Source organism: Caulobacter sp. DWP3-1-3b2, from assembly GCF_049896325.1.
Lineage (GTDB): Bacteria > Pseudomonadota > Alphaproteobacteria > Caulobacterales > Caulobacteraceae > Caulobacter.
In genome coordinates this window covers 1-25349 of sequence record NZ_JAFCUB010000048.1, presented here as the reverse complement: position 1 = coordinate 25349, position 25349 = coordinate 1, and the positions used below count along the sequence as shown (strand labels likewise).

The 25349-nt window shown below is 66.4% G+C and carries 26 protein-coding genes and 1 tRNA gene; 18 read left to right on the top strand and 9 right to left on the bottom strand.

Annotation, left to right across the window (positions count from 1 at the left end; all coding sequences use genetic code 11):
• The first annotated feature begins 323 nt into the window (after nt 1-323).
• From ACP7AG_RS20075 to ACP7AG_RS20065, 3 genes are all read left to right on the top strand, one after another.
• The gene (locus tag ACP7AG_RS20075) at nt 324-452 is read left to right on the top strand and encodes a hypothetical protein (RefSeq protein WP_426009630.1); all 129 of its coding nucleotides are present in this window, start codon (nt 324-326) and stop codon (nt 450-452) included.
• Nucleotides 453-503: 51 nt separating this feature from the next.
• Entirely contained in the window at nt 504-818 is a 315-nt protein-coding gene (locus ACP7AG_RS20070) for a hypothetical protein (RefSeq protein ID WP_426033086.1), read from the top strand.
• Nucleotides 819-892: 74 nt separating this feature from the next.
• On the top strand, nt 893-2065 hold the full coding sequence (locus tag ACP7AG_RS20065; RefSeq protein ID WP_426033084.1) for a DUF3089 domain-containing protein: 1173 nt from the start codon (nt 893-895) through the stop codon (nt 2063-2065).
• 57 nt (nt 2066-2122) lie between these two features.
• Here ACP7AG_RS20065 and ACP7AG_RS20060 read toward each other — a convergent pair whose 3' ends face one another.
• Complete coding sequence (locus ACP7AG_RS20060) at nt 2123-2299, bottom strand: DUF1328 domain-containing protein (protein WP_426009623.1); 177 nt, start codon at nt 2297-2299, stop codon at nt 2123-2125.
• Nucleotides 2300-2420: 121 nt separating this feature from the next.
• Here ACP7AG_RS20060 and cobT point away from each other — a divergent pair, with 121 nt between their 5' ends.
• The 4 genes from cobT to ACP7AG_RS20040 all read left to right on the top strand — a co-directional run bounded on the left by cobT (nt 2421) and on the right by ACP7AG_RS20040 (nt 6633).
• Nucleotides 2421-4349 (top strand): cobaltochelatase subunit CobT, encoded by a 1929-nt coding sequence (cobT, locus tag ACP7AG_RS20055; RefSeq protein ID WP_426033082.1) that lies wholly within the window; start codon nt 2421-2423, stop codon nt 4347-4349.
• Nucleotides 4346-5404, top strand: a complete 1059-nt coding sequence (locus tag ACP7AG_RS20050; RefSeq protein WP_426033080.1) for an esterase-like activity of phytase family protein — start codon at nt 4346-4348, stop codon at nt 5402-5404. Before cobT ends, ACP7AG_RS20050 begins: the two co-directional genes overlap by 4 nt.
• Nucleotides 5405-5707: 303 nt before the next feature.
• Nucleotides 5708-6004 carry a hypothetical protein gene (locus tag ACP7AG_RS20045; RefSeq protein ID WP_426033078.1) on the top strand — a complete coding sequence of 99 codons (297 nt, stop codon included), beginning with the start codon at nt 5708-5710 and terminating at the stop codon, nt 6002-6004.
• 338 nt (nt 6005-6342) lie between these two features.
• Nucleotides 6343-6633, top strand: a complete 291-nt coding sequence (locus ACP7AG_RS20040; RefSeq protein WP_426009614.1) for a hypothetical protein — start codon at nt 6343-6345, stop codon at nt 6631-6633.
• 514 nt (nt 6634-7147) lie between these two features.
• On the opposite strand, the gene rpmB is transcribed toward ACP7AG_RS20040, so the two are convergent.
• Nucleotides 7148-7456 (bottom strand): 50S ribosomal protein L28, encoded by a 309-nt coding sequence (gene rpmB, locus ACP7AG_RS20035; protein WP_426009612.1) that lies wholly within the window; start codon nt 7454-7456, stop codon nt 7148-7150.
• A 206-nt stretch (nt 7457-7662) separates the two neighbouring features.
• On the opposite strand from rpmB, the gene ACP7AG_RS20030 reads away from it, so the two are divergent.
• Nucleotides 7663-8136 carry a DUF3617 domain-containing protein gene (locus ACP7AG_RS20030; protein WP_426033076.1) on the top strand — a complete coding sequence of 158 codons (474 nt, stop codon included), beginning with the start codon at nt 7663-7665 and terminating at the stop codon, nt 8134-8136.
• Between the two features lie 78 nt (nt 8137-8214).
• On the top strand, nt 8215-9276 hold the full coding sequence (locus ACP7AG_RS20025; protein ID WP_426009607.1) for an SDR family oxidoreductase: 1062 nt from the start codon (nt 8215-8217) through the stop codon (nt 9274-9276).
• A gap of 133 nt (nt 9277-9409) precedes the next feature.
• Here ACP7AG_RS20025 and ACP7AG_RS20020 read toward each other — a convergent pair whose 3' ends face one another.
• A complete protein-coding gene (locus ACP7AG_RS20020; RefSeq protein ID WP_426009605.1) occupies nt 9410-9667 on the bottom strand; it encodes a hypothetical protein in 258 nt (85 codons plus the stop codon).
• Between the two features lie 78 nt (nt 9668-9745).
• Here ACP7AG_RS20020 and ACP7AG_RS20015 point away from each other — a divergent pair, with 78 nt between their 5' ends.
• A complete protein-coding gene (locus ACP7AG_RS20015; RefSeq protein ID WP_426033074.1) occupies nt 9746-11380 on the top strand; it encodes an amidohydrolase in 1635 nt (544 codons plus the stop codon).
• A gap of 144 nt (nt 11381-11524) precedes the next feature.
• Here ACP7AG_RS20015 and ACP7AG_RS20010 read toward each other — a convergent pair whose 3' ends face one another.
• Nucleotides 11525-12220, bottom strand: coding sequence for a hypothetical protein (locus ACP7AG_RS20010; protein WP_426033072.1), 696 nt, complete (start codon nt 12218-12220; stop codon nt 11525-11527).
• 87 nt (nt 12221-12307) lie between these two features.
• On the opposite strand from ACP7AG_RS20010, the gene ACP7AG_RS20005 reads away from it, so the two are divergent.
• Both ACP7AG_RS20005 and ACP7AG_RS20000 read left to right on the top strand, forming a co-directional pair.
• On the top strand, nt 12308-14854 hold the full coding sequence (locus ACP7AG_RS20005; protein ID WP_426033070.1) for a helicase-related protein: 2547 nt from the start codon (nt 12308-12310) through the stop codon (nt 14852-14854).
• Entirely contained in the window at nt 14851-15138 is a 288-nt protein-coding gene (locus ACP7AG_RS20000; RefSeq protein ID WP_426009594.1) for an RNA-binding S4 domain-containing protein, read from the top strand. The genes ACP7AG_RS20005 and ACP7AG_RS20000 overlap by 4 nt, the downstream gene beginning before the upstream one ends.
• A 221-nt stretch (nt 15139-15359) precedes the next feature.
• Here ACP7AG_RS20000 and ACP7AG_RS19995 read toward each other — a convergent pair whose 3' ends face one another.
• Complete coding sequence (locus ACP7AG_RS19995; RefSeq protein WP_426033068.1) at nt 15360-17438, bottom strand: putative bifunctional diguanylate cyclase/phosphodiesterase; 2079 nt, start codon at nt 17436-17438, stop codon at nt 15360-15362.
• Nucleotides 17439-17699: 261 nt separating this feature from the next.
• Here ACP7AG_RS19995 and fdxA point away from each other — a divergent pair, with 261 nt between their 5' ends.
• Nucleotides 17700-18041: a ferredoxin FdxA gene (fdxA, locus tag ACP7AG_RS19990; protein ID WP_426009589.1), complete on the top strand. Its 342-nt coding sequence runs from the start codon at nt 17700-17702 to the stop codon at nt 18039-18041.
• 378 nt (nt 18042-18419) lie between these two features.
• Nucleotides 18420-18941 carry a CarD family transcriptional regulator gene (locus ACP7AG_RS19985; protein WP_426009586.1) on the top strand — a complete coding sequence of 174 codons (522 nt, stop codon included), beginning with the start codon at nt 18420-18422 and terminating at the stop codon, nt 18939-18941.
• A 139-nt stretch (nt 18942-19080) separates the two neighbouring features.
• On the opposite strand, the gene ACP7AG_RS19980 is transcribed toward ACP7AG_RS19985, so the two are convergent.
• Nucleotides 19081-20367 (bottom strand): dicarboxylate/amino acid:cation symporter, encoded by a 1287-nt coding sequence (locus tag ACP7AG_RS19980; protein WP_426033088.1) that lies wholly within the window; start codon nt 20365-20367, stop codon nt 19081-19083.
• A 100-nt stretch (nt 20368-20467) separates the two neighbouring features.
• Here ACP7AG_RS19980 and ACP7AG_RS19975 point away from each other — a divergent pair.
• The 4 genes from ACP7AG_RS19975 to ACP7AG_RS19960 all read left to right on the top strand — a co-directional run bounded on the left by ACP7AG_RS19975 (nt 20468) and on the right by ACP7AG_RS19960 (nt 23333).
• A tRNA-Arg gene (locus tag ACP7AG_RS19975) sits at nt 20468-20544 on the top strand.
• A 318-nt stretch (nt 20545-20862) separates the two neighbouring features.
• Complete coding sequence (locus tag ACP7AG_RS19970) at nt 20863-20991, top strand: hypothetical protein (RefSeq protein ID WP_426033066.1); 129 nt, start codon at nt 20863-20865, stop codon at nt 20989-20991.
• A gap of 201 nt (nt 20992-21192) precedes the next feature.
• Entirely contained in the window at nt 21193-21963 is a 771-nt protein-coding gene (locus tag ACP7AG_RS19965; protein WP_426033064.1) for an SOS response-associated peptidase, read from the top strand.
• Between the two features lie 722 nt (nt 21964-22685).
• Nucleotides 22686-23333: a sulfotransferase family 2 domain-containing protein gene (locus ACP7AG_RS19960; protein ID WP_426033062.1), complete on the top strand. Its 648-nt coding sequence runs from the start codon at nt 22686-22688 to the stop codon at nt 23331-23333.
• Here the strand turns inward: ACP7AG_RS19960 and ACP7AG_RS19955 are convergent.
• The 3 genes from ACP7AG_RS19955 to ACP7AG_RS19945 all read right to left on the bottom strand — a co-directional run bounded on the left by ACP7AG_RS19955 (nt 23301) and on the right by ACP7AG_RS19945 (nt 25212).
• Nucleotides 23301-23765 carry a hypothetical protein gene (locus ACP7AG_RS19955; RefSeq protein WP_426033060.1) on the bottom strand — a complete coding sequence of 155 codons (465 nt, stop codon included), beginning with the start codon at nt 23763-23765 and terminating at the stop codon, nt 23301-23303. The genes ACP7AG_RS19960 and ACP7AG_RS19955 overlap by 33 nt on opposite strands.
• A 365-nt stretch (nt 23766-24130) precedes the next feature.
• On the bottom strand, nt 24131-24703 hold the full coding sequence (locus ACP7AG_RS19950; protein ID WP_426033058.1) for a hypothetical protein: 573 nt from the start codon (nt 24701-24703) through the stop codon (nt 24131-24133).
• Between the two features lie 101 nt (nt 24704-24804).
• Nucleotides 24805-25212 (bottom strand): glycoside hydrolase family protein, encoded by a 408-nt coding sequence (locus ACP7AG_RS19945; protein WP_426033056.1) that lies wholly within the window; start codon nt 25210-25212, stop codon nt 24805-24807.
• Between the last annotated feature and the right edge of the window lie 137 nt (nt 25213-25349).

The window sequence follows — 25349 nt, the reverse complement described above, 5'->3', positions numbered from 1 at the left end:
CCCGCGCCCCCGGGCCCCCCCGCCGCCGCGGGCGGGCCCGGCCCCCCCCCCCCCCCCCCCCCCACGCCAGAGCAAGCTCGCCATCAAGGTTTCAAGGCGCGGCCTCGCCGTTGCGGGCGGGTCGGGAAGGGGCTGGGCGTGATAACATTTAACACCGTCATTCCCGCCACAAGGGCGGGAATGACGGTGGAAATAAAAAGGGCGGGCTGCGTCGGAGCCATCTGTTAACAAATGATCACGACGTCGTTAACACATGCAGCCAAATCGCGGCGAAGCCCGTTGCTAATTCCGTGAACGCACAATGCGTTCGTGGAGAGCTGGCCATGGCGCGACACGAAATACAGGGCTTCCGCGACCGCCGCCGGCCGCGCATGGCCTTCGTGGCGCTCGGCGTCGGCGTCTGGGTGCTGCTGGGCCTGGTCAGCCAGGCGGCGTTCCAGGTTCTGGGCTGATACTTAACGCGCCGCCGTGACGGGGCGAGGAAACCTGCTACATCGGCGCTCATGTTCCGCCAGCGCCCCGACTCCGATCTGCTCGTCGAAGGCTGGGTTGTCGCCGTGATGGTCGAGATCGTCGGCGAGCGCCTGCCGGTCCGGCACTATTTTGCGGTGGGCAAGGCCGACCGCGCCCAGGCCGAGTGGGCCGCCGTGGACCTGGCCATGCAGGCCGGCCCCGTGGCCTCCAGCCCCTCCGGTGGCCGCGAACCGGTCGAGGCCTTGCGCGAGATCGTGGCCTTCAAGATGCGCGAGCTGGGGTTGAAGCCCGGCGAGGCGCGGGCGCTTGGGGACAAGTTCCCACGGCGGTGGCTGCCGGCTTAACGCGTCGCCGCCTCTTCCCTTTCACCGCATCCCAAGCCATCCTCCGCTCCAAACAAGCGTTGGAGGGGGTTGAGATGTCACGCAAGCTTTGGACGGCCTTGGGCCTGATCGCGGGCCTGGGCCTGGGCCTGGGCACGGCGGCCTGCGCCCAGCCGGCGCCCGCTGCGCCGGCGACGCCGAACGACTACACGAAGGAGGACGCCTGGCTGTGCCGGCCCGGCCGCCAGGACGCCTGCGCCGCCGATCAAACGGCCACGGTCATCCAGGCCGATGGCAAGACCAGCGTCGAGACCTTCAACGCTGATCCCAACGCGCCGATCGACTGTTTCTACGTCTATCCGACGGTGTCCAGCGACCCGGGCGGCAACAGCGACATGACGCCGGACCTGCCGGAAAAGGCCGTGGCCGACCAGCAGTTCGCGCGCTTTGGCCAGGTCTGCAAACTCTACGCCCCCAACTACCGCCAGGTGACCATCGCCGCCTTGCGCCGCGTGATGATGGGCCAGGCTTCGACCGGCGACAGCGCCCTGGCCTATAACGACGTCCGCGACGCCTGGAACGACTACCTCGCCCGCGACAACCACGGTCGGGGCGTGGTGCTGATCGGCCATTCCCAGGGTTCGCGCATCCTGCTGTCGCTGATCGCCAAGGAAATTGACGGCAAGCCAGTGCAGAAGCGACTCGTTTCGGCCCTGATCCTGGGCATGAACACGCCCGTGGATCCGGCCAAGGACAGCTATGGCTCGCTGCCGCTGTGCCGCAAGGCCGGCCAGATCGGCTGCCTGATCTCCTATGTGTCGTTCCGCGCCGACAGCCCGCCGCCGGCCGGCAGCAAGTTCTTTGGCAAGGTCGCCGAACCCGGCATGAAGGCCGCCTGCGTCAATCCCGCAGCCCTGGCGGGAGGCTCGGCCGATCTGAAGAGCTATTTCAGCGACCGCACGATCATGGGCACGGCCATGCGCCCGGCCACCGCCTGGGCCAAGGGCCTTGATGCGAAGACGCCCTATGTGGAACTGCCGGGCCTGGTCTCGGCGCAGTGCGTCAGCCAGGGGGGCTTCGACTATCTGGCGGTGACTGTGCATCCGGACAAGGCCGACCCTCGGGCCGACAACATTCCCGGCGACCTGCTGGTGTTGGGCCAGCCGTTGAAGGACTGGGGCCTGCACCTGGTGGACGTCAACCTGACCATGGGCAATCTGGTCGAGGTGGTCGGGGCGCAGGCCAAGGTCTATTCTGCGGTGAAGTAGCGACCGCTGGGCGCGATTGGGGACAGGCGCATGCGCCTGTCCCCAATCGTAGCCTGGCTATTTCGAGACGGTCTTGAACACCGTCACGCCCAGTACGGCGAAGATGATGAAGCCGATCAGGAACAGGAAGAACAGGATCTTGGCGATGCCGGCGGCCGCGCCGGCGATGCCGGTGAAGCCCAGGGCGCCGGCGATCAGGGCGATGACCGCCAGGATGATGGCCCACTTCAACATGGTCGTTTCCTCAAGCGCTGGCCCGCCCATCGCGAGCTTGGATCACGCAAACGCGGCTTTGGCGCTCATGTTCCCTTTTGGCCGTCTTGTGTTCGCCGCGTTCGCTCGGTAACCCATCCCCATGGCCTCCAAGCCCGAAAGCCCGACCGAACCGTTCAAGCGCGCCCTGGCCCACGCCGCGCGCTCGCTCTCCCAGACGCCCGACCTCGAGGTGGTGTTCTCCGGCGAGGGTCCCAGCCTGGTCGGCAACCGGGCGGTGCTGCCTCATCCGCCGCGCGACCTGAACCCCAAGGAGGCCAGCCGCATCCGCGGCCTGGCCGACCAGATGGCCTTGCGCCTGGCCCACCATGACGCCGTCGCCCACGCCCGCGCCCGCCCCAGCTCGCCTGACGGCCAAGCGGCCTTCGAGGCCATCGAGCAGGCGCGGCTGGAAGCGATCGGCAGCAACGCCCTGGGCGGGGTCCGCCTCAACCTGACCGCCGCGCTGGAGGCTCGCCTCGAAAAGCAGGGCCTGACCCGCGCCGTCGCCACCGACCGCCAGTCGGCGCCCATGGCCGAGATCCTGTCGCTGCTGGTCCGCGAGCGCCTGACCGGCGACGCCCCGCCCGATGGCGCCAAGGCCCTGGTCGACATCCTGCGCGCCGATATCGAGAACCGGGCCGGCAAGGACCTGGACCGCCTGGCCGCCGCCATCGACGACCAGGCCGCCTTCGCCCGCGTCACCCGCGAGATCCTCCGCGATCTCGATCTCGGCGAGGAGATGTCCGACGTCAGCGAGAGCCCGGACGAGGACGCCGGCGACGAGGACCAGAACACCGAGACCTCCGAGAACGACCAGGGCGAAGGCGAGGGCGAGCAGTCCGACGGCGCCGCGCCCGAGGAGACCGAGAGCTCCGACCGCGAGAGCGAGGCCGGCGACGAGGAGATGGTCCAGTCCGAACAGGACGGCGAGGCCGAGGACACCGAGGAAGCGCCCGAGATGGGCGACGGCGCCAAGCCGTCGCGGCCTGACACGGGTCAAGGCGGGGCTTTCGAGCCGCCCTACAAGGTGTTCACTACGCAATATGACGAGGTCGTGCCGGCCGAGGAGCTGTGCGACGCCGACGAGCTGACACGCCTTAGGGCCTATCTGGACCAGCAGCTGGCGGCCTTTTCCAGCGTGGTCTCTCGTCTGGCCAACAAGCTGCAGCGCCGGCTGCTGGCCCAGCAGAACCGCTCCTGGACCTTCGACCTGGAGGAGGGGATGCTCGACGTCTCCCGCCTGACCCGGGTGATCATCGATCCCACCGCCCCGCTGTCGTTCAAGCAGGAGACGGATGTCGAGTTTCGCGACACCGTCGTCACCCTGCTGATCGACAACAGCGGCTCGATGCGCGGCCGGCCGATCATGGTGGCGGCGGTCTGCGCCGATATCTTGGCCCGCACCTTGGAGCGCTGCGCGGTCAAGGTCGAGGTGCTGGGCTTCACCACCCGCGCCTGGAAGGGCGGCACGGCGCGCGACGAGTGGATCAAGGCGGGCAAGCCGCCGGCGCCCGGCCGCCTGAACGACCTTCGCCACATCATCTACAAGAGCGCCGACGCCCCTTGGCGCCGGGCCCGCAAGAATCTCGGCCTGATGATGCGCGAGGGCCTGCTGAAGGAAAACATCGACGGCGAAGCCCTGATGTGGGCCCACCAGCGGCTGATCGGCCGCTCGGAGGCGCGCCGCATCCTGATGGTGATCTCGGATGGCGCGCCGGTGGACGACAGCACCCTCAGCGTCAATTCCGGCCACTATCTGGAGCGCCACCTGCGCCAGGTGATCGCCGAGATCGAGACCAAGAGCCCGATCGAGCTGATCGCCGTCGGCATCGGCCATGACGTCACCCGCTACTATCGCCGCGCCGTGACCATCGTCGATGTGGAGCAACTGGGCGGAGCGCTGGTCGATCAGCTGGCCGACCTGTTCGACGAGGAGCCCAAGGCCGTGAAGCGGGCCCGGGGCCTGCTGGCCGCCCCGCCCACCGTCCAGCCGTCCGCGCCCAAGCCGGCCCGCAAGGTTCCGGTGTGATCGGGCTTCGGGCGCTTTTGGTGCTGGGCTTCGTCGCCGTGCTGGCCGGTCAGTGCGCCAAGGCCCCACCGCAGCCCGCCATCCTGCCGGTCGCGCCGGTCAAGGCGGGGGCGGGGATCAGCCTGGTCACCACGCCCGTGCCGCTCAGCTCGGCCAAGCCACCGCCGGTCTCGATTGGCCGCTTCGTCTATGCCGGCGGGATCGACATCACCAGCCCCGACACCACGCGCCTGCACGGCCTGTCGGACCTGAAGATCGGCGCCAATGGCGCACTGCTGGCGATCAGCGACGACGGCGACCTGTTCGAGGCGCGGCTGAAGCTGGACGAGGCGGGACGCTTGGTCGGCCTTACCGACGGCAAGCTGTCGGGGCTCAAGGGCCTCGACGGTCAGCCCCTGCCGAGCAAGGACTGGGCCGACGCCGAGGGGCTGGCGGTGCTGACCAATGGCGACCGGCTGGTCAGCTTCGAGCGCAATCACCGCGTCTGGCTCTATCCGGCCCTGCCGAACGGGGGCCTTGGCCTGCCGCGCGCGGTCAACAAGCCGGCCACGACCTTCCCTGACAACGAGGGCATGGAGGCCCTGACCGCCTATCCGATCGCCGGCCCCGACGCCTATCTGGTGGGCGGCGAGGAGGGCGAGGTGTGGCTGTGCAAGGTCTCGGCGCCCTGTGTGGGCCTGGCCCCGCAATCGCCGCCAGACTTCACCTGGGGCCTGACCGGTTTCGCATCCTTCGACGGCCAGGCGATCGCCGCCCTCTACCGCAGTTTCGACCCGGTGCGCGGCTGGCGGGGCCAGGTGCGTTTCGTGGTCGATCCGCGCGCCCCGTCTGCCAAGCAGGTGGTCGCCGCCAACCTGACCCTGGACAGGGCGACGACGCGCGACAACTTCGAGGGGGTGGCCCTGGCCAAGACGCCGGCCGGGGCGACGCGGGTCTATCTGCTGTCGGACGACAACGACTTCTCGCTGGAGCGCACCCTGCTGCTGGCCTTCGACTGGACCCCGCCACCGCCGGCCCCGCCGGCGCCGGCGGTGGTGAAGAAGCGGCGGCGCTAGAGCATCGCGCGGAAAAGTGGCTACCGGTTTTCCGCAAAAGCGATGCGAAAACAAAAGCCTAGAGCAAGCCGTGCGATTCCTACATCGCGCAACTTGCTCTAGGCGCTGCAGTTCTGGACGGGGACAGCCACATGTGGCTGTCCCCAATCCAATCCTGGTTTCCTTTGAAACTCGATATTTTACTTGACTGACAACGTTGTCATGTTACCGCTACCTCCGAGGTTTGAGCGGGCGAGATCCCAACGGCCTCAGAGGAACGCGTCGGGAGGTGGTTGAACCCCAACCCCCTTCGGATTTGAAATCATGAAATCGATGTTTGTCCTGGCCGCCTCGGCCATGGTTCTGATGACCACCACCTCGGCCTTCGCCGCCGAGCAACATGTCAAGGTCCGCGGTCGAACCGACGCCGCCATCCATACCGACATCGTGGCCGCCGCCAATTCGGTCTGCCGCGAAGAACTGGGGGCCCACGCCGGCGACCTGATGATCTTCTGCGTGCAGGACGTCACCTATGACGCCATCAAGCGGGTCGGCAGCCCCGCCCTGACCGCCTATTCCAAGGCCCAGCGCCGCACCTTGTTGGTCAAGGCGAGCTACTAGAGCATTTTTCGAGCGAAGTGGTTCCGGTTCGCGTGAAGAAAAGTGCGTCAAAACAAAAGATTAGAGCTCACGGCCTGACGCAGTCAGGTCGGGAAATGCTCTAAGGTCTCTCTTCCGGCGCGCTCTCGCGACGTTTCGGCGGCGCGGGAGCGACTCCTGCCAGCACATTTCATGTCAACGGGAATTTATCCTGCACTGCAACATAACCATTGATAAGTAACCACCGGAAAGCTATAAATTTTGAAGAGCGACAGAGCGGGCGAGATCCTGGACCAGTCGCTGGGGGAAACGGATCGGGATGGGGTTGAAATTCAACCGCTGACCAGGAAATTCGTCCCATGATCCGCTCCTTCGTCCTGGCCGCTTCGGCCATCGCCCTGTTCGCCGCTGCGCCCGCCGGCGCCGCCGAAATCCGCATCAAGACCGCTGGCAAAGTCCCGGCCGAGCTGCGCGCCGAGATCGTCAAGGCCGCCTCGACCGTCTGCTGGCAGTCCGTGCGCGGCGAGTCGCTGGCCACCTACCTGTACCCGTCGTGCGTGCGCGCCTCGGTAAATGACGCGGTCGGCAAGATGAACAACCCGGAACTGGTCGCCTACAACGCCGCCAACCCGGCCGTCTATTCGCGCTAAGGCCCATTCGCTACGGCCTGTAGAGGGGGCGGCGTACCGGCCCTCTCCGCCTGATCGTCGAATGCAGAAAGCCCTCCCCGGAAACGGGGAGGGCTTTTTCGTGGGCGCTGGGAGGCGATAGATCAGAACGGGTGTGGTCGGCGGTTTTGGAGCTCGACCCGAGCGATTTCCCCATTGAAGCCCATCACGACTTGGACCTCGCACACGATCCGCCCAGGTCCTTCCGGAAGGATCTCAAGCCGATAGGATTTCCAGCTCGAGTTTTGTTGCGGAAACCTGACGAGTTGACCCGTTGGTGGCCGGCGGCGAGGCGGCGAGGCGGCGAGGCGGGGAGGGCGCGGAGCGCGGCGGGGGAGGCTTGCAAGGCCCTGCGAGGGCGAGCGCGAACATGAGTCAAACTAGACCCTACAACCGCCGGCTACGACAGTTGAGCGGGACACCAGGCTCCAGACGCGAAAAGGCCCGCGAGGCGAACCACGCGGGCCTTTTCTTCAGCCGCGAGGCCGAGAATGTCCTAAGCGGCGACGGCGGTCAGGGCGGCGGCCTTGGCCTTGGCCTTGACCTGGGTCTTGATCTTCAGGGCGCGCGGCGACAGCTGCTCGTCCTTCGCGCCCAGCAGGAACACGTCCAGGCCACCGCGGAAGTCCAGGGTGCGCAGGGCGGCGTTGCTGATCCGCAGCTTGAAGGTCTGGCCCAGCGAGTCGGACTGCAGGGAGGCGGGCGACAGGGCCGGCAGGAAGCGGCGCTTGGTCTTGATGTTCGAGTGGCTCACATTGTGGCCGACCATCGGACCGATCCCGGTGAGTTCGCAACGGCGCGACATGGCGGATACCTTGGGCTTGGGCGAAGCCAAGAGGCTCCGCAACATGAATTCGGGCGCGCCGTGGACGGACCACCGCGCGAGAGCGGGCGATATAGGCGAAGGGGCCTTCCCGAGTCAAGCCGCCCGAACCGATCCAAGCTGCGAACACCGCCCAAAGATCGCCTTCAAACGTGGTTCATCTGCGCCCCTATATAGAGACGGCGTTGATGGAGACCGACCGCATGCGCTTGCTGGCCCCGTTCGTGAAGATTTCCGGCCTTGCCGTCGCCGCTCTGACCTTAGGGGGCGTGGTCGCCTTGGCCGCGCCGCAGAACGCCTCCCATGCGGGAGCCAAGACCACGATCCTCACCGGACAGTGGGAATACAACACGCGCATTGGCCCGATTCCCGTCGGTTCCGATCAGCACTGCCTCAAGCCGTCCGATGTCGAGAACTTCAATCGCGGCATCTGCCTGAAGCGCTACACCTGCAATTACGACACGCGGGTGGTCCAGGATGGCCGGATCGAACTGAAGGGCGCCTGGACCGACAAGAAGGGCCGTGTGGCCCCGGTCACCGCCAAAGGCTCCTACACCCCCGAGAGCTTCCGCCTGAACGTCAACGGCAAGACCGTCAACGGCATCCCGATGACCGCCACCCTCAACGCCAAGCGGCTCAGCGCCACCTGCACGGCCGGCTAGGCGTTTTGGTGTCGCCGCGAGGCTAGAAGGCCTCGAGCGCGTTGAGTGTTGGCGTCGCAGTCACACCGGGAGAAGATCATGAGCCACAGCGCTTTGGTAGTGGGCGCGACAGGGATTGTCGGCCAGGCCACGGTCGAGGTCCTGACGGGGGCCGGATGGCCGGTGTCGGCGCTGTCGCGTAACCCCAAGGCCGCGCCCGGCGTCACGGCAATGGCCGCCGACCTGCATGACCCGGCGGCCCTGGCCGAGGCCTTGAAGGACGCCAGACCCAGCCACGTCTTCATCACCACATGGTCACGCCAGGACAGCGAGGCGGAGAACATCCGTGTCAACGCCGCCATGGTCCGCAACCTGCTCGACGCCTTACGTCCCGGTGGTTCGGTGCGGCACGTGGCCCTGGTCACCGGCCTCAAACACTATCTTGGCCCGTTCGAGGCCTATGGGCAGGGCGTGCTGCCCCAGACCCCCTTCCGCGAGGAGCAGGGCCGGCTGGACGTGGCCAATTTCTACTATGCCCAGGAGGACGAGGTGTTCGCAGCAGCCGCGCGCGACGGTTTCGCCTGGAGCGTCCATCGGCCCCACACCGTGATCGGCCACGCGGTCGGCAACGCCATGAACATGGGCCAGACCTTGGCGGTTTATGCCAGCCTGTGCCGCGAGACCGGCCGGCCCTTTCGCTTCCCGGGTTCGGCCGCTCAATGGCACGGCCTCACCGACATGACCGATGCGGGGCAACTGGCGCGTCACCTGCTGTGGGCCTCGACGACGCCGGCCGCCGCCAACCAGGCCTTCAATGTGGTCAATGGTGACGTCTTTCGATGGAGCTGGATGTGGGGACGGATCGCCGACTGGTTCGGCCTTGAGCCCGCGCCGTTCGACGGGGAAGTGATGCCGCTGGAGGTTCAGATGGCGGCTGACGCCCCACTATGGCGGGACGTCGCCCTGCGCGACGGCCTGGCCGAGCCCGACCTGGATCGCCTGGCTTCGCCCTGGCACACCGACGCCGACCTAGGTCGCCCCATCGAGGTCATCGCCGATATGTCCAAGAGCCGCCGCCTGGGCTTCACCGCCTACCAACAGACCGACGAGGCCTTCTTCGCGCTGTTCGAGCGGCTCCGCGCGGACAGGTTCATTCCATAGGACTGTTTGTGGTTAATGCAGCTTAAGCTACAATGGGTAGTAGGGAACAAACACTGAATCCGGCCAAGTCGCTGATTCGGTCATGATTCGTTTCGCTCATGTTCGGCGAATGGTGAAGCGGCGTTAACCCGTCCTAACGACGCCACGGCGCCACCGAGAAGGCCATGTCGAACAGTGTCGGAGCGCTGCTGACGCGCGCCCGCTCGATCGTCCGCTGCACGGCTGGCGGCGGGGGCGAGGCCTCGACGGCGTCCGGATAGCGGCGGCGCAGACGGGTCCAGTTTACGCCGGGCGCGGCCTCCGGAAGTTGCGCGCCGATAAGGCCCCGATCGTTCCAGGTCAGGCCGCACAGCCCGATCGGCGTTTCGAAGAGGGTGAAGCCCTGTTCCATGCGTCAAACATAGCATCGCTGTTGCGCGGATCGAGCGGCGCCCTACGATTTCCGCTTCTTGCTATTCCGGAGATCGCCGTGCGCCGCATCCTCACCCTCGCCGCCCTGTTGGCGACCTCCAGTCTCGGCCAGGCGCTCGCCGGCGACATGCTGATCCATGGCGGTCCGATCCACACCGGCGTCGCGGCGACGCCCAGCGCCGAGGCGGTGTTGATCCGCGGCGACCGCATCCTGTTCGTCGGCGACCTGGCCGCCGCCAAGGCCAAGGCCGCCAAGGGCGCGCGCGACATCGACCTGAAGGGGGCCGCCGCCTTTCCCGGCTTCGTGGACGCCCACGCCCACCTGACCGGCGTCGGCCTGCGTGAGCTGACCCTTAATCTCGACCGGACCGACTCGGTCGAGAGCCTGGTCTCCGCAGTGAAAGCCTATGCCGCCGCCCATCCCGACGGCCCGATCTTCGGCCGGGGTTGGATCGAGACCCACTGGCCCGAGAAGCGTTTCCCCAGCCGCGTTGATCTCGACCGCGCCGCGCCCGGCCGCGTCGTGGTGCTGGAGCGGGCCGACGGCCACGCCGTGGTCGCCAGCAGCGCCGCCCTGGCCAAGGCCGGCGTGACGAGGGACACCGCCGCGCCGACGGGCGGCCAGATCCTCAAGGGCGACGACGGCGCGCCCAGCGGCATGCTGATCGACCACGCCCAGAGCCTGGTCGAGGGGGTGATCCCGCCGCCGTCCGACGCCCTCAAGCGCCTGGCCCTGGAAAAGGCCGGCGCCCTCTACGCCTCGCGCGGCTGGACGGGCCTGGGAAACATGAGCGTCGCGGGACCCGACCTGACGATCCTGCGGTCCCTGGCCGCCGAGCGGAAGTTCAGCCTGCGGGTCGACAACTACATGGACCCCAGCGGCGCCGCCGAGGTGCTGGCCAAGGGTCCGACAAGCGACCCCACCGGCCTGATCCGGGTGCGGGGGATCAAGCTGTACATGGACGGCGCCCTGGGCTCGCGTGGCGCGGCCCTGTTGGCGCCCTATAGCGACGCCGAGGGGCTGGGCCTGCAACTGACCCCCTACGACAAGGGTCTGGCGCTGATGAAGGCCGCCAAGGCGGTGAAGGCCCAGGTCGCCATGCACGCCATCGGCGATCGCGGCAACCGCATGGCCCTGGACTGGTTCGGCGAGGCGCTGTCCGGCGACACAACGGCCCGCTGGCGGATCGAGCACGCCCAGATCGTCGCCGACGAGGACGTGCCGCGCTTCGCGAAGATGGGCGTCATCGCCTCGATGCAGCCCAGCCACGCGATCGGCGACCTCTATTTCGCGCCGGCCCGCCTCGGCAAGGACCGCTTGCACGAGGGCTATCGCTGGAAGGACTTCCTGGACAGCGGCACGATCGTCGCCGCCGGCTCGGACGCCCCGGTCGAGGTCGGCGACCCGCGCATCGAGTTCTACGCCGCCGTCTATCGCCACAGCCTGGACGGCTTCGCCAACGCCGACTGGCATCTGGACGAGGCGGTCAGCCGCGACCAGGCCCTGCGCATGCTGACCTGGGCCCCGGCCTACGCCGCCTTCGCCGAAAAGGACCGCGGCACACTGGAGGCCGGCAAGAAGGCTGACGTGACGGTGTTTTCCAAGGACCTGATGACCGTCGAGCCGGCGCAGATCCTGAAGGCGCAGACGGTGCTGACCGTGGTGGACGGCAAGGTGGTGTTCGAGAAGTGAAATCCTCCCGTTGTGGGGGAGGTCGGCGAAGCCCTGGGAACTAAAGATTTGTCATCCCGGACAAGCAAAGCGCAGATTCGCGACCGCCGGAGGCTCTGAATTCAGGCGTCGGTCCCAGATGACAACCGTTTTGAGTCATATACGCTAGCCTTGCCTCTCGAGGCCCGGTCGTTCCGGCATCGGCTCCTCGTCCCGGACCTCGATACTCCCTGGGCGCGGCAGGTCGGCGAGGCGCTGGACGAGAGCCGCTACCTTCCCCCGCTCAGGACCCAAAGCAAGAAGGTGATGGTGCAGGGTCTGGACCTCTTCGCGGAGGTGGCGTCTCAGATCAACTTCAACAGTGGCCGGGTCGGCGACAACCATCTCTCCCTCAAGCAGATCGTCGAGCTGCCAATAGGCGCCGTAGACATACTCTAGGCCCAGTTCCTGTTCGGCGTAGGTCCCGTCGGGGGCATCGGCGAGACGCGCGGGATGATTCACCAGCCGGCGGCCGCTGGCGCCCGCAAAACGAGCGATGACCAGACTCATCGCCTCGTCATATCGTTCGTCGGGCTGGACCAAGGCGGCGGCCAGGTGCAGGCGCAGGGCGATTGGCAGGGCTTCATCGCGCGACAGCGCCGCGCCTGTGAGAGCGGCCAAGATGCGTTCGAAGCTTGGGCCCACCTCGGCCAGTCGAGGATCGATCTCTCCCGCCAGGACGGCGATCTCCGGAGCTTGGTCATCCAGGCCCTGTTCCAGCCAGTTCAGGCAGACCTGGACCATGTCGCGCGCCGTGAGCAGATCGAGCCGCAAGAGGGCGGCCAGTTCGATCGGTGAGGCGGCGGCGACGATGACGGACATGCCCCATCGATGACCGATCGCCGCCGCGACGTCCAGTCGCCCACACCCCCGCTTGCTTCCCCCCGATTCCCATCCCACCTTGAACCCATGAGCGACCGTTCCGCCGGATTGGCCCCTTCCAAGCTGACGGCCGTGCTGGGCCCGACCAACACCGGCAAGACCCACCTGGCCGTGGAGCGGATGCTCGGCCACGCCTCGGGGATGATCGGCCTGCCGCTGCGGCTGCTGGCCCGCGAGATCTACGACCGGATCGTCAAGCTGCGCGGCAAGGCCTCGGTGGCCCTGATCACCGGCGAGGAAAAGATCGTCCCGCCGCGCGCCGCCTATTTCGTCTGCACCGTCGAGGCCATGCCCCTGACCCGCGAGGTCGAGTTCCTGGCCATCGACGAAATCCAGCTGTGCGCCGATCCCGAGCGCGGCCATATCTTCACCCACCGGCTGCTGCACGCCCGGGGCAAGTACGAGACCATGCTGCTGGGGGCCGGGACCATGGCCCCGCTGATCCGCCGGCTGCTGCCCGACGCCGAGATCGTCAGCCGCGAACGGTTTTCGAACCTGACCTATGCCGGCTCCAAGAAGCTGACCCGCCTGCCGCGCCGCTCGGCGGTGGTGGCCTTCTCCACCGACGCCGTCTACGCCATCGCCGAGCTGATCCGCCGCCAGCGCGGCGGGGCGGCGGTGGTGATGGGCTCCTTGAGCCCTCGCACTCGCAACGCCCAGGTCGCGCTCTACCAGTCGGGCGAGGTCGATTTTCTGGTGGCCACCGACGCCATCGGCATGGGGCTGAACATGGACGTAGACCATGTGGCCTTCGCCGGCCTGCGCAAGTTCGACGGCACGCGCACCCGCTGGCTGCACCCTCAAGAGGTGGCTCAGATCGCCGGCCGGGCAGGGCGCCATACCCGCGACGGCACGTTCGGGGTGACCGGCGACTGCGAGGAGATGGACGAGGACCTGGTCGAGAGCGTCGTCAATCACCAGTTCCAGCCGGTGATGAGGGCCGAATGGCGAAATGCTCGGCTGGACTTCGGCAACCTGCCCAGCCTGTTGCGGTCGCTGGCCGAGCCGCCGCACCGCAACGGCCTGTCGCTGTCGGCCGAGGCCCTGGACGAGCGCACGCTGCGCAAGCTGGCCCAGCAGGAGGACGTGGTCGCCCGCTGCAAGGCCGACCGCTCGGCTTTGCTGCGGCTGTGGGACGTGTGCCAGACGCCGGATTTCCGCAAGACCACCGACGACGATCACCAGCGCATGGTCCGCACCCTGTTCGACGACCTGACCACCGGCCGCAAGCGTCTGCCGGAAGACTGGATCGCCGGCCAGTTTAAGGCCTTGGACCGAAACGACGGCGAGATCGACAGCCTGGCCGCCCGCCTCTCGGGGGTCCGCACCCTGAGCTACATCGCCAACCGTGGCGACTGGCTGCACAATCCGCAGCACTGGCAGGGCGTGACGCGGCAGCTGGAGGACCGGCTGTCCGACACCTTGCACGAGAAGCTGATGGCCCGGTTCATCGACCGGCGCACCAGCGTCCTGATGCGCTCGCTGGGCGATCGCGAGACCATGCTGGCCGGGGTCGGCGCCGATGGGGCGGTGACCGTCGAGGGCCATGTGGTCGGGCGACTGACCGGCGTGACGTTCGTCCAGGAAAAGGGCGGCAGCGCGCTCGAGGAAAAGGCGCTGCGCAACACGGCTCAGCGCGCCGTGACGCCGGAGATCGCCCGGCGCCTGGGCAAGCTGGCCAGCGAGCCGGACGAGGCCTTCACCCTGACGCCCGACGGCGCGGTGTTGTGGAACGGCGAGGCGGCCGGGGCGGTGCGCGGTGGAGGCCCGCTGTTGTCCCCCCGCGCGAGACTGCTGGGCGAGCTGGGCGAGGCCTCGGCCCGCGAACGCGCCGAGCGGCGACTGGACGCTTTCCTGGCCGTCGAGATCGACCGCAAGTTGCCGGGCCTGCGCAAGCTGCAACGGGCCCTGTCGGGCGGCGCGCTTCGTGGCCTGCCGCGCGGTCTGGCCCATCGGCTGCTGGAGGCGGGCGGCGTGCTCGACAAGCAAGCCGTCGAGACCGACCTGAAAGCCTTGAGCCAGGCCGAGCGCCGGACCTTGAAGGCGTTGGGCGCGCGGATCGGGGCGTTCAGCCTGTTCCTGCCCTCGGTGCTGCGTCCCGAGGCCGCTGCCTGCGCGCGCGCCCTGACGCCGGGCGTGTGGCAAGGGCAGAGCGAGCGGCTGGCCCTGGCGCCGTCCCCGACGCCGGACGCCCGCGCCCTGGCCGCCAACGGTCTGAGGCTGGTGGGCAAGTTCGTGGTCCCCGTCGAGATGCTGGAGCGCCTCGACGCCCTGCTGCGCGAGGGCCAGAAGCCCGGCGGCGTGGTGTTGACCGACACGGCCCGCGATACCCTGGGCTGGGCGCCCGCCGAGGCCGCCGCCGTGCTGCGGTTCCTGGACTACACGCCCGCCCTGCGCCCCAAGGACGGCGATCCGATCCTGTGGAAACGGCGCGGCGCCGTGCGGCGACCCGAGCCCACGGTTGCGGCTCGTCCGGACTCGCCCTTCGCCGCCCTGGCCAAGCTCACGGAGCCGCCGCCGCGCCGCAAGAAGCCGCGCCGTCGCACGCCCGCCCCGAAAGCCGTCGCCTCGTGATCGAGGAAGACGCCGGCTGCTGCCGCGCCGACCTCTGGCTGTGGCACGCCCGGTTCTTCAAGACCCGCTCGATGGCCGGCCGCTTCGTCGAGGAAGGCCGCATCCGCCTGACGCGGGCCGGCGCGGAGAGCCGCATAGACAAGCCCTCGCGGGGCTTGCGGGTCGGCGACGTGCTGGTGTTCGCGATCGGTGGCCGGCTGATCAACATCCGCGTCATCGGCTTCGGCGAACGACGCGGACCGACGACCGAGGCGCGGGCGCTGTATGAAGTGGTGGAAGGATAGAGATCCTCACCCGGTGGGGGGAGTTTTAGGGTCGGTCGTGGGATGGGCTGGCGGCTAGAGCATTTTTCGAGCGAAGTGGCTCCGGTTCGCGTGAAGAAAAATGCGTCAAAACAGAAAATTAGAGCTCATGGCCTGACGCAGTCAGGTCGGGAAATGCTCTAGTCACCCCCCTCCGTCGGCTCCGCCGACACCTCCCCCACGGGCCCCCACGGGGGAAGGATTTACGTCCCAAACCGCTCCAGATAGCCCGGCGCCATCTCCGCCGGCATCGGGCGCGAGAAGTGGTAGCCCTGGATCTGGTCGCAGCCGTAGCCGGCCAAGGCGTCCAGTTGGGCCTGATCCTCGACGCCCTCGGCGACCACCTTCATGCCCATGCTGGAGCCCAGGGTGATCACCGCCTTGACGATCGCGGCGTCCTCGATGTTCTGGACGAAGGACTTGTCGATCTTCAGCCGATCGATCGGGAAGTGGCGCAGGTTGGCCAGACTGGCGTAGCCGGTGCCGAAATCGTCGAGCGCGATCATCACGCCGGCCTTGTGCAGGGCGCGAACGGTGTCGGCGACCATCTCCGCGCCCCAGCCCATATAGACGTTCTCGGTCACCTCGATGGTCAGGCGACTGCAGGGCACGTTCCAGCGGGCCAGGCGCTCCTGCACCTCCTCGGCCAGCCGGCCGGAGCGGAACTGGGCGGCCGAGATATTGACTGCCACCCGGCCAAATTCGACGCCTTGGTCCATCCAGTCGCGCATCTGCTTCAGCGCGCTTTCAAACGCCAGGTCGCCCAGCTTCAGCGACAGGTCCTGGTCCTCGAAGGCGGCCATGAAGCGGTCGGGCGTGAGAATGCCTTGCTCGGGATGGTCCCAACGCATCAAGGCCTCGAAGCCGGCCACGCTGTTGGAGGCGAGGTCGATCACCGGTTGGTAATAGAGCACGAACTCCTTGGCGGTGATCGCCGCGCGCACGTCGCGCAACAGCTCGATCCGCTGTTCGAGCGACGAGCGCATGGCCGGGGTGAAGACCACGCTGCGGTTGCGGCCCTCGTCCTTGGCCCGGTAGAGCGCGATGTCGGCGTTCTTGATCATGTGGCTGGGGTCGGCGTCGAGGTCGCCGTGCAGGGCCGCCCCGATGCTGGCGCTGACCGAGAAGCTGCGGCCCGCGTGCTCGATGGGCCGACGCAGCAGTTCCTGCAGGGCCGCCACCGGCCGCATCATGTCGGCCTCGGAATGCAGGCCGCGCAGGATCACCGCGAACTCGTCGCCGCCCAACCGGGCCACGGTGTCGCCGGCCCGGAAGGCCGCGTGCAGCATTTCTGACAATCGCTTGAGCAGGGCGTCGCCGGCGTCGTGGCCGAGGGTGTCGTTGATGTCCTTGAAGTGATCGACGTCGATCATGATCAGGCCGAACAACTCGCCCACCAGCTCCGAGGCGTCGACGGCCTCCTGGAACTTACGCTGGAAATACGCTCTATTCGGCAGGCCGGTCAGCGGGTCCTTGAAGGCCAGGGTCTCGACCGCCTCGGTCGCGCGGCGGCGGTCGGTGATGTCCTTGAACAGATTGACCAGTCGCTCGGGCTTGCCGTCGGCGCCGAGGAACTTCTTCCCCACCGACCGGACCCAGGTCTCGACCCCGTCGTCGCGATTGAGGCGGAACTCGAAGACCTGCGCCTCGCCGTCCTTGCGGTTGCGCACCAACTCGGCGACCCGCTCGAGGTCATCGGGGTGAACGATCTCCAGGGGGTCGATCTTGAAGGTGCACCACCTCTCCAGCTCGGGAGAGGTGTTGGAGCAATAGACCTCGCCGGTCTTCAGGTCGTATTCGCGGACCATCAGGTCGTCCAGCTCCAGCGCCATCTTCAGGCGTTGCTGATCGCGTTCGGCCTTGAGGGCAGTTTCGGCGAAGCCGCTGACGTCGCGCGCTGTGATCACTACAGCCTGGGTGCGACCGCCCTCCAGCCGGGTGGCGGCGAATTCGGTACGCCAGATGCGCGGTTCGCCGCCGTTCACCGCGATGGAGCGATAGCGCGAGAACGGCTCGCCGAACGCCACGCAGCGCTCCAGGCTCTCGACATCCTCGGGGCTGAGCAGGGCGCGGCGGAAGTCGTCACCGATGCCCATGTCCTGCGGCGTCAGGGCGTGGTCTGTCCAGCCGGCGCTGACGGCGGTCAGGCGAAAGGCGTCATCGAGCAGCGCCGCGGCGAAGGGCGCGTGGCGGACGAAGGTCTCGAAGGCCTCCATCTGGAAGCCGGGGCTTTGGTCGCCGCGTCCGGCCGAAACCGGATGGCGAACCGCTGTGCTCGTCATGTGTCGGGTTCCCGACTTATTGTTTATTTTCCTCTGCTTGGTTGTGACCGAGCTTCGATAATAAAGGGTAACGTAACAGCGATATGCGGCGATCCATCGCGCTCGAAAGGCTCGGGTATGAGATTTCCTCGCCTCGCCAGCAGCCAAGCCGCATTGACAAGCGCCCCCGCGACTTCGAAAACGCGGCCTCCGCGCCCAAGCCGCCCAAGCCGCCCAAGCCGCCCAAGCCGCCCAAGCCGCCCGAGAAACTCCGAGCCCTCGATGACCTACATCGTTACCGACGCCTGCATCAAATGTAAGTTCATGGACTGCGTCGAGGTGTGCCCGGTCGATTGCTTCTATGAGGGCGAGAATTTCCTGGCCATCAACCCGGACGAATGCATCGACTGCGGCGTCTGCGAGCCCGAATGTCCGATCGACGCTATCAAGCCCGACACCGAGGACGACCCCGACGGCAAGTGGCTGCGGATCAATTCTGACTACGCCAAGATCTGGCCGAACATCACCGTCAAGGGCACGCCGCCGGCCGACCGCGAGGACTTCGAGCGCGAGACTGGCAAGTTTGAAAAGTACTTCAGCGAAAAACCCGGCAAGGGCTCCTAAGCGCGCAGGCGTCCCTGGCGCCTAGAGCTTAACCATTTTCCCCTCGCGGCTCGGCTCACTCCCCGCCGAACCAGCGCGGGCGGCTAAACAGGCTGCAAGCCTTTCATCAAGCTGAATTTTATGATATTGTAGGTTTCGACGTAAAGGTCGCGATGACTCGCGCCTGCCCGTCTTGTGAACGATGTCAGCCGGGAAACCGGCGCGCCCGATCGAAGGCGAAGGGTGACTTAAGAACTATTCCAAATCCCAACCGGTCTTGGCCCCGCACCCCTTTCGCGGTCGGGTCCCTATCGGCGTTTGGACACTTGATTTGGAAACCCTGTAAGCCCGAGTGGAACGGCGTTTTGGGCCTGGCCCGAACTTATTGAGGACGAACGAATGAGCAAGAGCGGTCTGGAATTCTCGGTCGGCGATCACGTCGTTTATCCCGCGCATGGCGTGGGCACCATCCGGGGTGTCGAGACCCAGGAAGTGGCCGGGATGTCGCTCGAGGTCTATATCATCACCTTCGACCACGAAAAAATGACCCTGCGCGTGCCGACCAAGAAGGCCAAGACCGCCGGTTTGCGCCCGCTGGCCGAAGGCAACACCGTCAGCCAGGCCCTGACCACCCTGAAGGGCCGCGCCCGCGTCAAGCGCACCATGTGGTCGCGTCGCGCCCAGGAATACGAAGCCAAGATCAATTCGGGCGACCTGATCTCGATCGCCGAAGTGGTGCGTGACCTGCACCGCGCCGAGAACCAGCCGGAACAGTCCTATTCGGAGCGCCAGCTGTACGAATCGGCCCTGGACCGCATGGCCCGCGAAGTGGCCGCGATCGAGCGCATCGACCGTGAAGCCGCCATCGGCATCCTGACCAAGTCGCTGGTCAAGGCCCCGGTGGCCGCCGCAGCGGCCTGAGTCTGATCTGCTGAACTCCAGGAAACGCCCTCGGACCCTGGTCCGGGGGCGTTTCCATGTCACCTTGCGGACGGACCCGGGCGCGCTGTCGGCACGCCCGCTTTGGGCTCTGTCGTCAAGCAAGGCTTACCGAGGAAGCTCAGGTCGCCGGTAGTTCCTCGGGGAGCTCGTCGATGGGCGCATTGGGTCCCCGGGCCAGCTCGAGCTCCAGCCGGTCGCGGTCGAGCGCGCCCTCCCAGCGCGCCACCACCAGGGTGGCCACGCCGTTGCCGACCAGATTGGTCAGGGCCCGGCACTCGCTCATGAACCGGTCGACCCCGACCAGCACCGCCAGGGCGGCGATGGGGATATCGGGCACGACGGCCAGGGTGGCGGCCAGGGTGATGAAGCCCGCGCCGGTCACGCCGCTGGCCCCCTTGGAGGTCAGCATGGCCACGCCCAGCAGGGCGCCCATCTGGTAGACGCTCAGATGGGTGTTGGTCGCCTGGGCCAGGAACAGGGTGGCCAGGGTCATGTAGATGTTGGTGCCGTCGAGATTGAAACTGTAGCCGGTGGGGATCACCAGCCCGACCACCGACTTTCGGGCCCCCAGCCGCTCCAGCTTCTCGATCATCTGGGGCAGCACCGATTCCGAGGAACTGGTGCCCAGCACGATCAGCAGCTCCTCGCGGATGTAGGCCAGGAACTTGAGGATCGAAAAACCACTCAGCCAGGCGATGGTCCCCAGCACAACCAGCACGAACAGGATGGCCGTGATGTAGAAGGTCGCCACCAGCGCGCCCAACTGCACCAGGCTGCCGATCCCGTACTTGCCGATCGTGAAGCCCATGGCCCCGAACGCCCCCAGGGGCGCCAGCTTGACCACCACGTGGATGATGCCGAAGAACAGCTTGGCCAGATCCTCCATGACCCCGGCCGCCCGGTCGCCGAACTCACCCAGGCGCGTGCAGGCAAAGCCCGTCAGGATCGCCACCACCAGCACCTGCAGCAGGTTGCCGTCGGCGAAGGCTCCGAAGAAGGTGTCGGGGATCAGGTGCAGCAGATAATCGACCAGCCCCTCGCCGTGATGGGCCTTTTCCAGATAGCCGGCGGCGATCTTCGGATCGAGGTCAGCGGGGTTGATGTTGAAGCCCGCGCCGGGATGCAGCAGGTGGCCGACCATCAGGCCGATCGCCAGGGCCAGGGTCGAGACCACCTCGAAATAGAGCAGGGCCTTTACGCCCACCCGCCCGAACGCCTTGATGTCGCCCATCCGGGCGATGCCGCCGGCCACGGTCAGGAAGATCACCGGGGCGATCACCAGCTTGATCAGCTTGATGAAGCCGTCGCCCAGCGGCTTCAGCTCGATCCCGACCTTGGGCCAGATCGCCCCGACCAACACCCCCAGGGCGATGGCGATCAGAACCTGCACGTACAGTGTCTTCAACGGCCGAAACACGCCCATGCCAGTCCCTCTGCCGCGCTTTTCAACCCCGGGGTTCGCACGCCCGGAAACTTGCGCTATTGACCCGGACGTCGCGCGACGCGGCCCGGTAGCTCAGCAGGATAGAGCAGCGCTTTCCTAAAGCGAAGGTCAGGGGTTCGAGTCCCTTCCGGGCCGCCAAAAAGCCGATATATATCAATACTATGTGGTATCTATACGCTTGGTCCTCAAATTGGGGTAGCGGAACAAATCGGGTCAAATCGGGTAGTTCGGGACTCGATTTCCCGGAATAGTCTCGGCTAATGTTCTGCCTCTGTTCGTGGCCGCAAGGCGAACGCCGTTCGCGTCGCCGTCGAACTGTGGAGTATTAGCATGTCACCCCGAAACGCCCGTTCCGGTTTACGCGACCCCGTCGCATTCTTCGAGGCACTGCGGCCAGCCCGCCAGGCTTGCACCGACCAACTGCGGAGCCTTCGACCGTCAGGCCCTGATTATCACATGATCTTCGTGATCATCTCGGCCCTGGACGCCGGTGCCGAGTTTTTCACAAAGCAGCGCGGCTTCTACACGGTCGGCAGCAATTCAGACATGATCGCCCGCAACCTTACACCGACCATCGGCCGATAAGGCCACATGACCGCCAGGAATAACCCCAAGCCAGATCGACGGCCTGATGAGGAAGTTTCCGGTGCTGGCAAAGCGCGCGCCGGTATCCAGGCGCGCGCCGAAGAGGCGTATTACGCCGAGTTGTTCGTGGACGCGATGGGAGGTCCCGTTCACTCGCCGGGCGGATGGTGGTGACTGCAGCTTTGGAAAGACCCCTGATCGATGTGTAATCTCTACGCCATGACCAAGAGCCAGGCGGCGATCATTGGGATCACCCGGGCCATGCTCGACAAGACCGGAAACCTGCCGATGATGCCCGGCATCTTTCCCGACCATGCGGCGCCGATCGTGCGGACCTCGGCCGAGGGCGAGCGCGAGTTGGCCACGGCCCGCTGGGGGATGCCGTCCTCGAAAAAGGCGCTGCTCGACGCCGCGACCAAGCGCGCCGACAAGCTGCGAGCAAAGGGCGGAGATATCGATTTCGCCGAGCTGCTCCGTCTGGAGCCCGACAAGGGCACAACCAACGTGCGGCGCACCGAGAGCCGCCATTTTGAGCCCTGGCTCGGCGTCGAAAGCCGATGCCTGGTCCCCTTCACCTCGTTCAGCGAGCCCGACCAGGTCGGCGGCACGTTGAAGCCCATCTGGTTCGCGTTCGACGAAACGCGGCCGCTAGCGTTTTTCGCCGGGGTCTGGACGCCTCACGCGTGCGTGCGGATGAAAAGCAAGGGGTGGGAGGAGATCGAGGCGTTCGGATTTCTGACCACCACGGCCAACGCCGAGGTGGCGGAGTTTCATGACAAGGCGATGCCGGTCATCCTCACCGACGCGAAAGAAATGGACGTGTGGATGCGGGCGCCTTGGGCGGAGGCCCGGGCGCTGCAGCGACCCTTGCCCGACGGCGCGCTTCAGGTCGTGGCCAGGGGTGAAAAACAGGACGGAATATCCATCTCGCCCGACGACCTGTTCGCTCGTAGCGAGAATGGAAAGGGCTAGGGGACGGTGGGCATCCCGAGCAACCGCTCACGCGTAGCGACCTGGTCAGCGATATCAACCGCTGGAATGGACGTGGAGTAGAGAAAGACGATTTGGCTTGGCGGCTGCGGCAGGGCTCCGATCCGAGCGGTTTCAGGGCTCAGGGCCTCCAGCATAATGCTGTCTGGGTGGCCCTGACTGAGCGCCCAGAGTGCTTCGATGATGAACGTCGCAACCGCCTGCATGTAGTCGATCGCTTCCTATTGAGTTGGCCAGGTACACGCGGCAGGCCTGTCCAGATTGCGGGGCTCGGCGATGGCAGACGCGGCCAAACTTCCACGGGATGCTGGGGCAGAACGGGTTGCCGATGAAGTGAGGGGGCGGGCCGGGCGCGAATAACCCGACCTGACGCGGATCTGGCGCGAACGCCCATTGGCTACCGCCATCCCTCTTACGCCACCACGTCCGGCCTAGAAACCCGGACGGCCTCCGTGGAGGTCTTGAGTGCTGGGGGCTATCAGCGATATTGAACCCGTCCAGCTATACCGGCTGAATGCGGTGCTGCGCCGAGCCTACTGAGCTAACCCGGAACGACGCAGCCCGATCAGGATAGCCGATCCTTCGGGGCAATGGAATCCGGCCTAGAACGCAAAAAGCCCGCCGCATCCCGAAGGACACGGCGGGCTCATGATACCGGTCACAACCCGGATTCCACAACGTGAAGTTTATGCTAGGCTCAGACCATGACCGACGTTCGCCCGCTTGTTTTCATCCATGTACCTAAGACGGCGGGGACGGCATTGGTCTCGGAGCTGGCCCACGTCTTTCCGAACGCGCTCAATTTCGACGCCTTCCGGATCGCCGAGTTTGCCGACGATATTAGGGCGGGCCGCTATGACTTCCTGACGGGCCACTACAGCTACACAGAGTTTGTCCGGCACTGCGGCGCTGATTATCGGTTCATGACGTTCCTGCGCGACCCGGTCGAGCGGGTCATCAGCGATTACTTCTACAGCACCTCCAGCGCCAACCCCGGGGCCGCCAACATCAAGGCCCACCACCCCACCCTTCTGGACTATGCAAACTATCCGGATTTTCGAAATCGGATGTCTCGGCAGTTGGCCCGGTGGGACGGCGAACCTGTCGCGCACATCGTGCGTCGCCTGGCAGGGTTTCAGTTGGTGGGCAGGAGCGAAAACATGGAGCGGGATTTCGCGCGGCTTATGACCAAGCTGGGCGCCGAGCGCCCCACCGCAGGCCGCTACAATGAAGGGTCCAACCGCCCAGCGACGATCCCCGCAGCCACTCGGCGGGCGATCCTGGCGCTCAACACCGAAGATGCCCGCCTATGTGAAGCCCTAGGCCGCGACGCGCTCGTACAGGCCGCTTAGTGCGAACTCCCGACCGTTGCCTCCTGGATAGGTGTTGTCGTAGAAGAATATTTGAGCGGTGAAGTCGCTGAAATAGCCTGCGACCGACAAGCCGGTGATCGCGTTTTCCCGGCCAGCAACCGAGCCGCCATTGGTGATCGACTTCCCCGAGGCCGGTAGCGACACCTTTATTGCTCCAGCACCCGTTCCGTTCGTCGTGATCTTGACGAACGCGCGCCACTGGATCGCCGTCCCCTGGCGTCTAAAGGCTGCGTTCGTCGCAACCGAGACGGTTGTGATCGTTCCGGTCTGCGCCGTAACCGTGGGCGTGTATGCGATCCAATCAAGGTCGTAGACCAGCGACCCGCTGCCCGTAGCTAGGGATTCGAGGTTTGTCACCCCGCTGAAGTCGTTGCTTTCGACCCGATTTCCTCTGACGATCCCAGTGTTCACGGCGTATTCGTAGTAGCCCCAGGTGACTACTCCCGCCTCGTTTATGACGGTGTTGCCTGTGAACCGGTTGTTCTCGCAAATGTGGCCCGCCGCGTATGCGTAGACGCCGATCGAACACGAATTGATACCTGTCCCGCCATTAGCCGTGGAGCGGACGCCGCAGTCTTAAAGCTGGTTAGGCGAGAACTTGACGTTCGATGTGCTGCCGGCGGCGGCCAAGCCTGCCTTGTAAGAGTTGCGCACGGTGTTGTTGGCCACGACGCCGATCCGGCGGGGCAATGGAATCCAGCCTAGAACGCAAAAGCCCGCCGCATCCCGGAGGACACGGCGGGCTCATGATGTCGCTCCAGCCTCTCGGCGAGCGTTCAGGTCGCGGGTTCTGGCGCCCTGGTGGTCTTGGTCCAAAGTGCGGCCTGGGCGACGTACCAGTCGCGCCAGGCGGTCACCTCCGCAACGGCGGTGTGGAAGGCGGAGGCGTTCGATACGTCGTTCCGTGCAAGGTCACTGAGGACCAGACCGGAATCGGCGTCGACAGATCCACCGGCGCCGGTGGGAACGGGATCGACACCAGCGCCGGCCGCATTGCGCAGCTCGACATAGCCGCGGCTAATGACACAGCGGCGATCGGCTTGAGAAGAGACATAGGTCGGTACCTTCTGCTGCAGTTGGTAGGTAAGAGCGACGTTGTGGTTCAGGGCCGCGTTCAGGGCCTGCTGGGCACGCGAACTGATGGCGACGCTGGCCTTGGCCGCCCTTGCCGCCTCTCGAGTCGCCACGGCCACGCGCTTGACCTCTGCGGCCTTTTCACGATCGACGCCTGACGACACTCCGCCCTGATAGACCAGAGCGCCGATGATCATCAGACCCGAGGCGAAGAACAGCGCGTGGCCGAGCGGGGTTTTCAGGAAGCGCCAGATGGCGACGAGGGTGGCGATCATGACCAGGACCCTTTGAGCATGGCGGCCGACAGGCGTGCGGCACGCTCACCGACCTGAGCGTTCCACTTGCCCTCATGCAGCAGATCGTTGGCGGCGGCGGCCTAGGCTCCGGCCTGGATATGAGCGAGGGTCGCCGGCCACTTGAGCAGGCCCGAAACGCCGAGGTTGAAGGCGAGGTTCAGGACCACGTCGGCGCGGACGGGATCAAGGCGCGCGACCCACGGCAGGGCCTCGATCAGATCTCGCCATTGGGTTTCGATATCGGCCGTCAGAACCGCCTCGGCCTTGGCCAGGGTCCACACCTCGCCCGGCTGCACGTCATGGGCGTGGCCGTAACCGTTGGTCCATGGCTTGCCGCTGAAGGCCTGCCAATTCGGAACCGATCGGTATTGCTCCGCCTTCAGACCGCGCCGCCTGCATTCTTTGGCCAAAGGGCTCAGCGGGTCCGGATAGGCGACGAGGCGCAGACCTTCGTCCAGCTTCAGGCGACCCACGCCGGCGGGGGTCATGGCTTCGCCTCATCGCTCGGCGGCTTTCCGCTTTCGACGGGCGGCGGAGGCGAGGCGCTGCGCGACCACCACTTACCCCCCGCATCGGTAGGCGCCTGACCCAGGATCGCGCCGACAGCCGCCGTCACGGTGGCGAC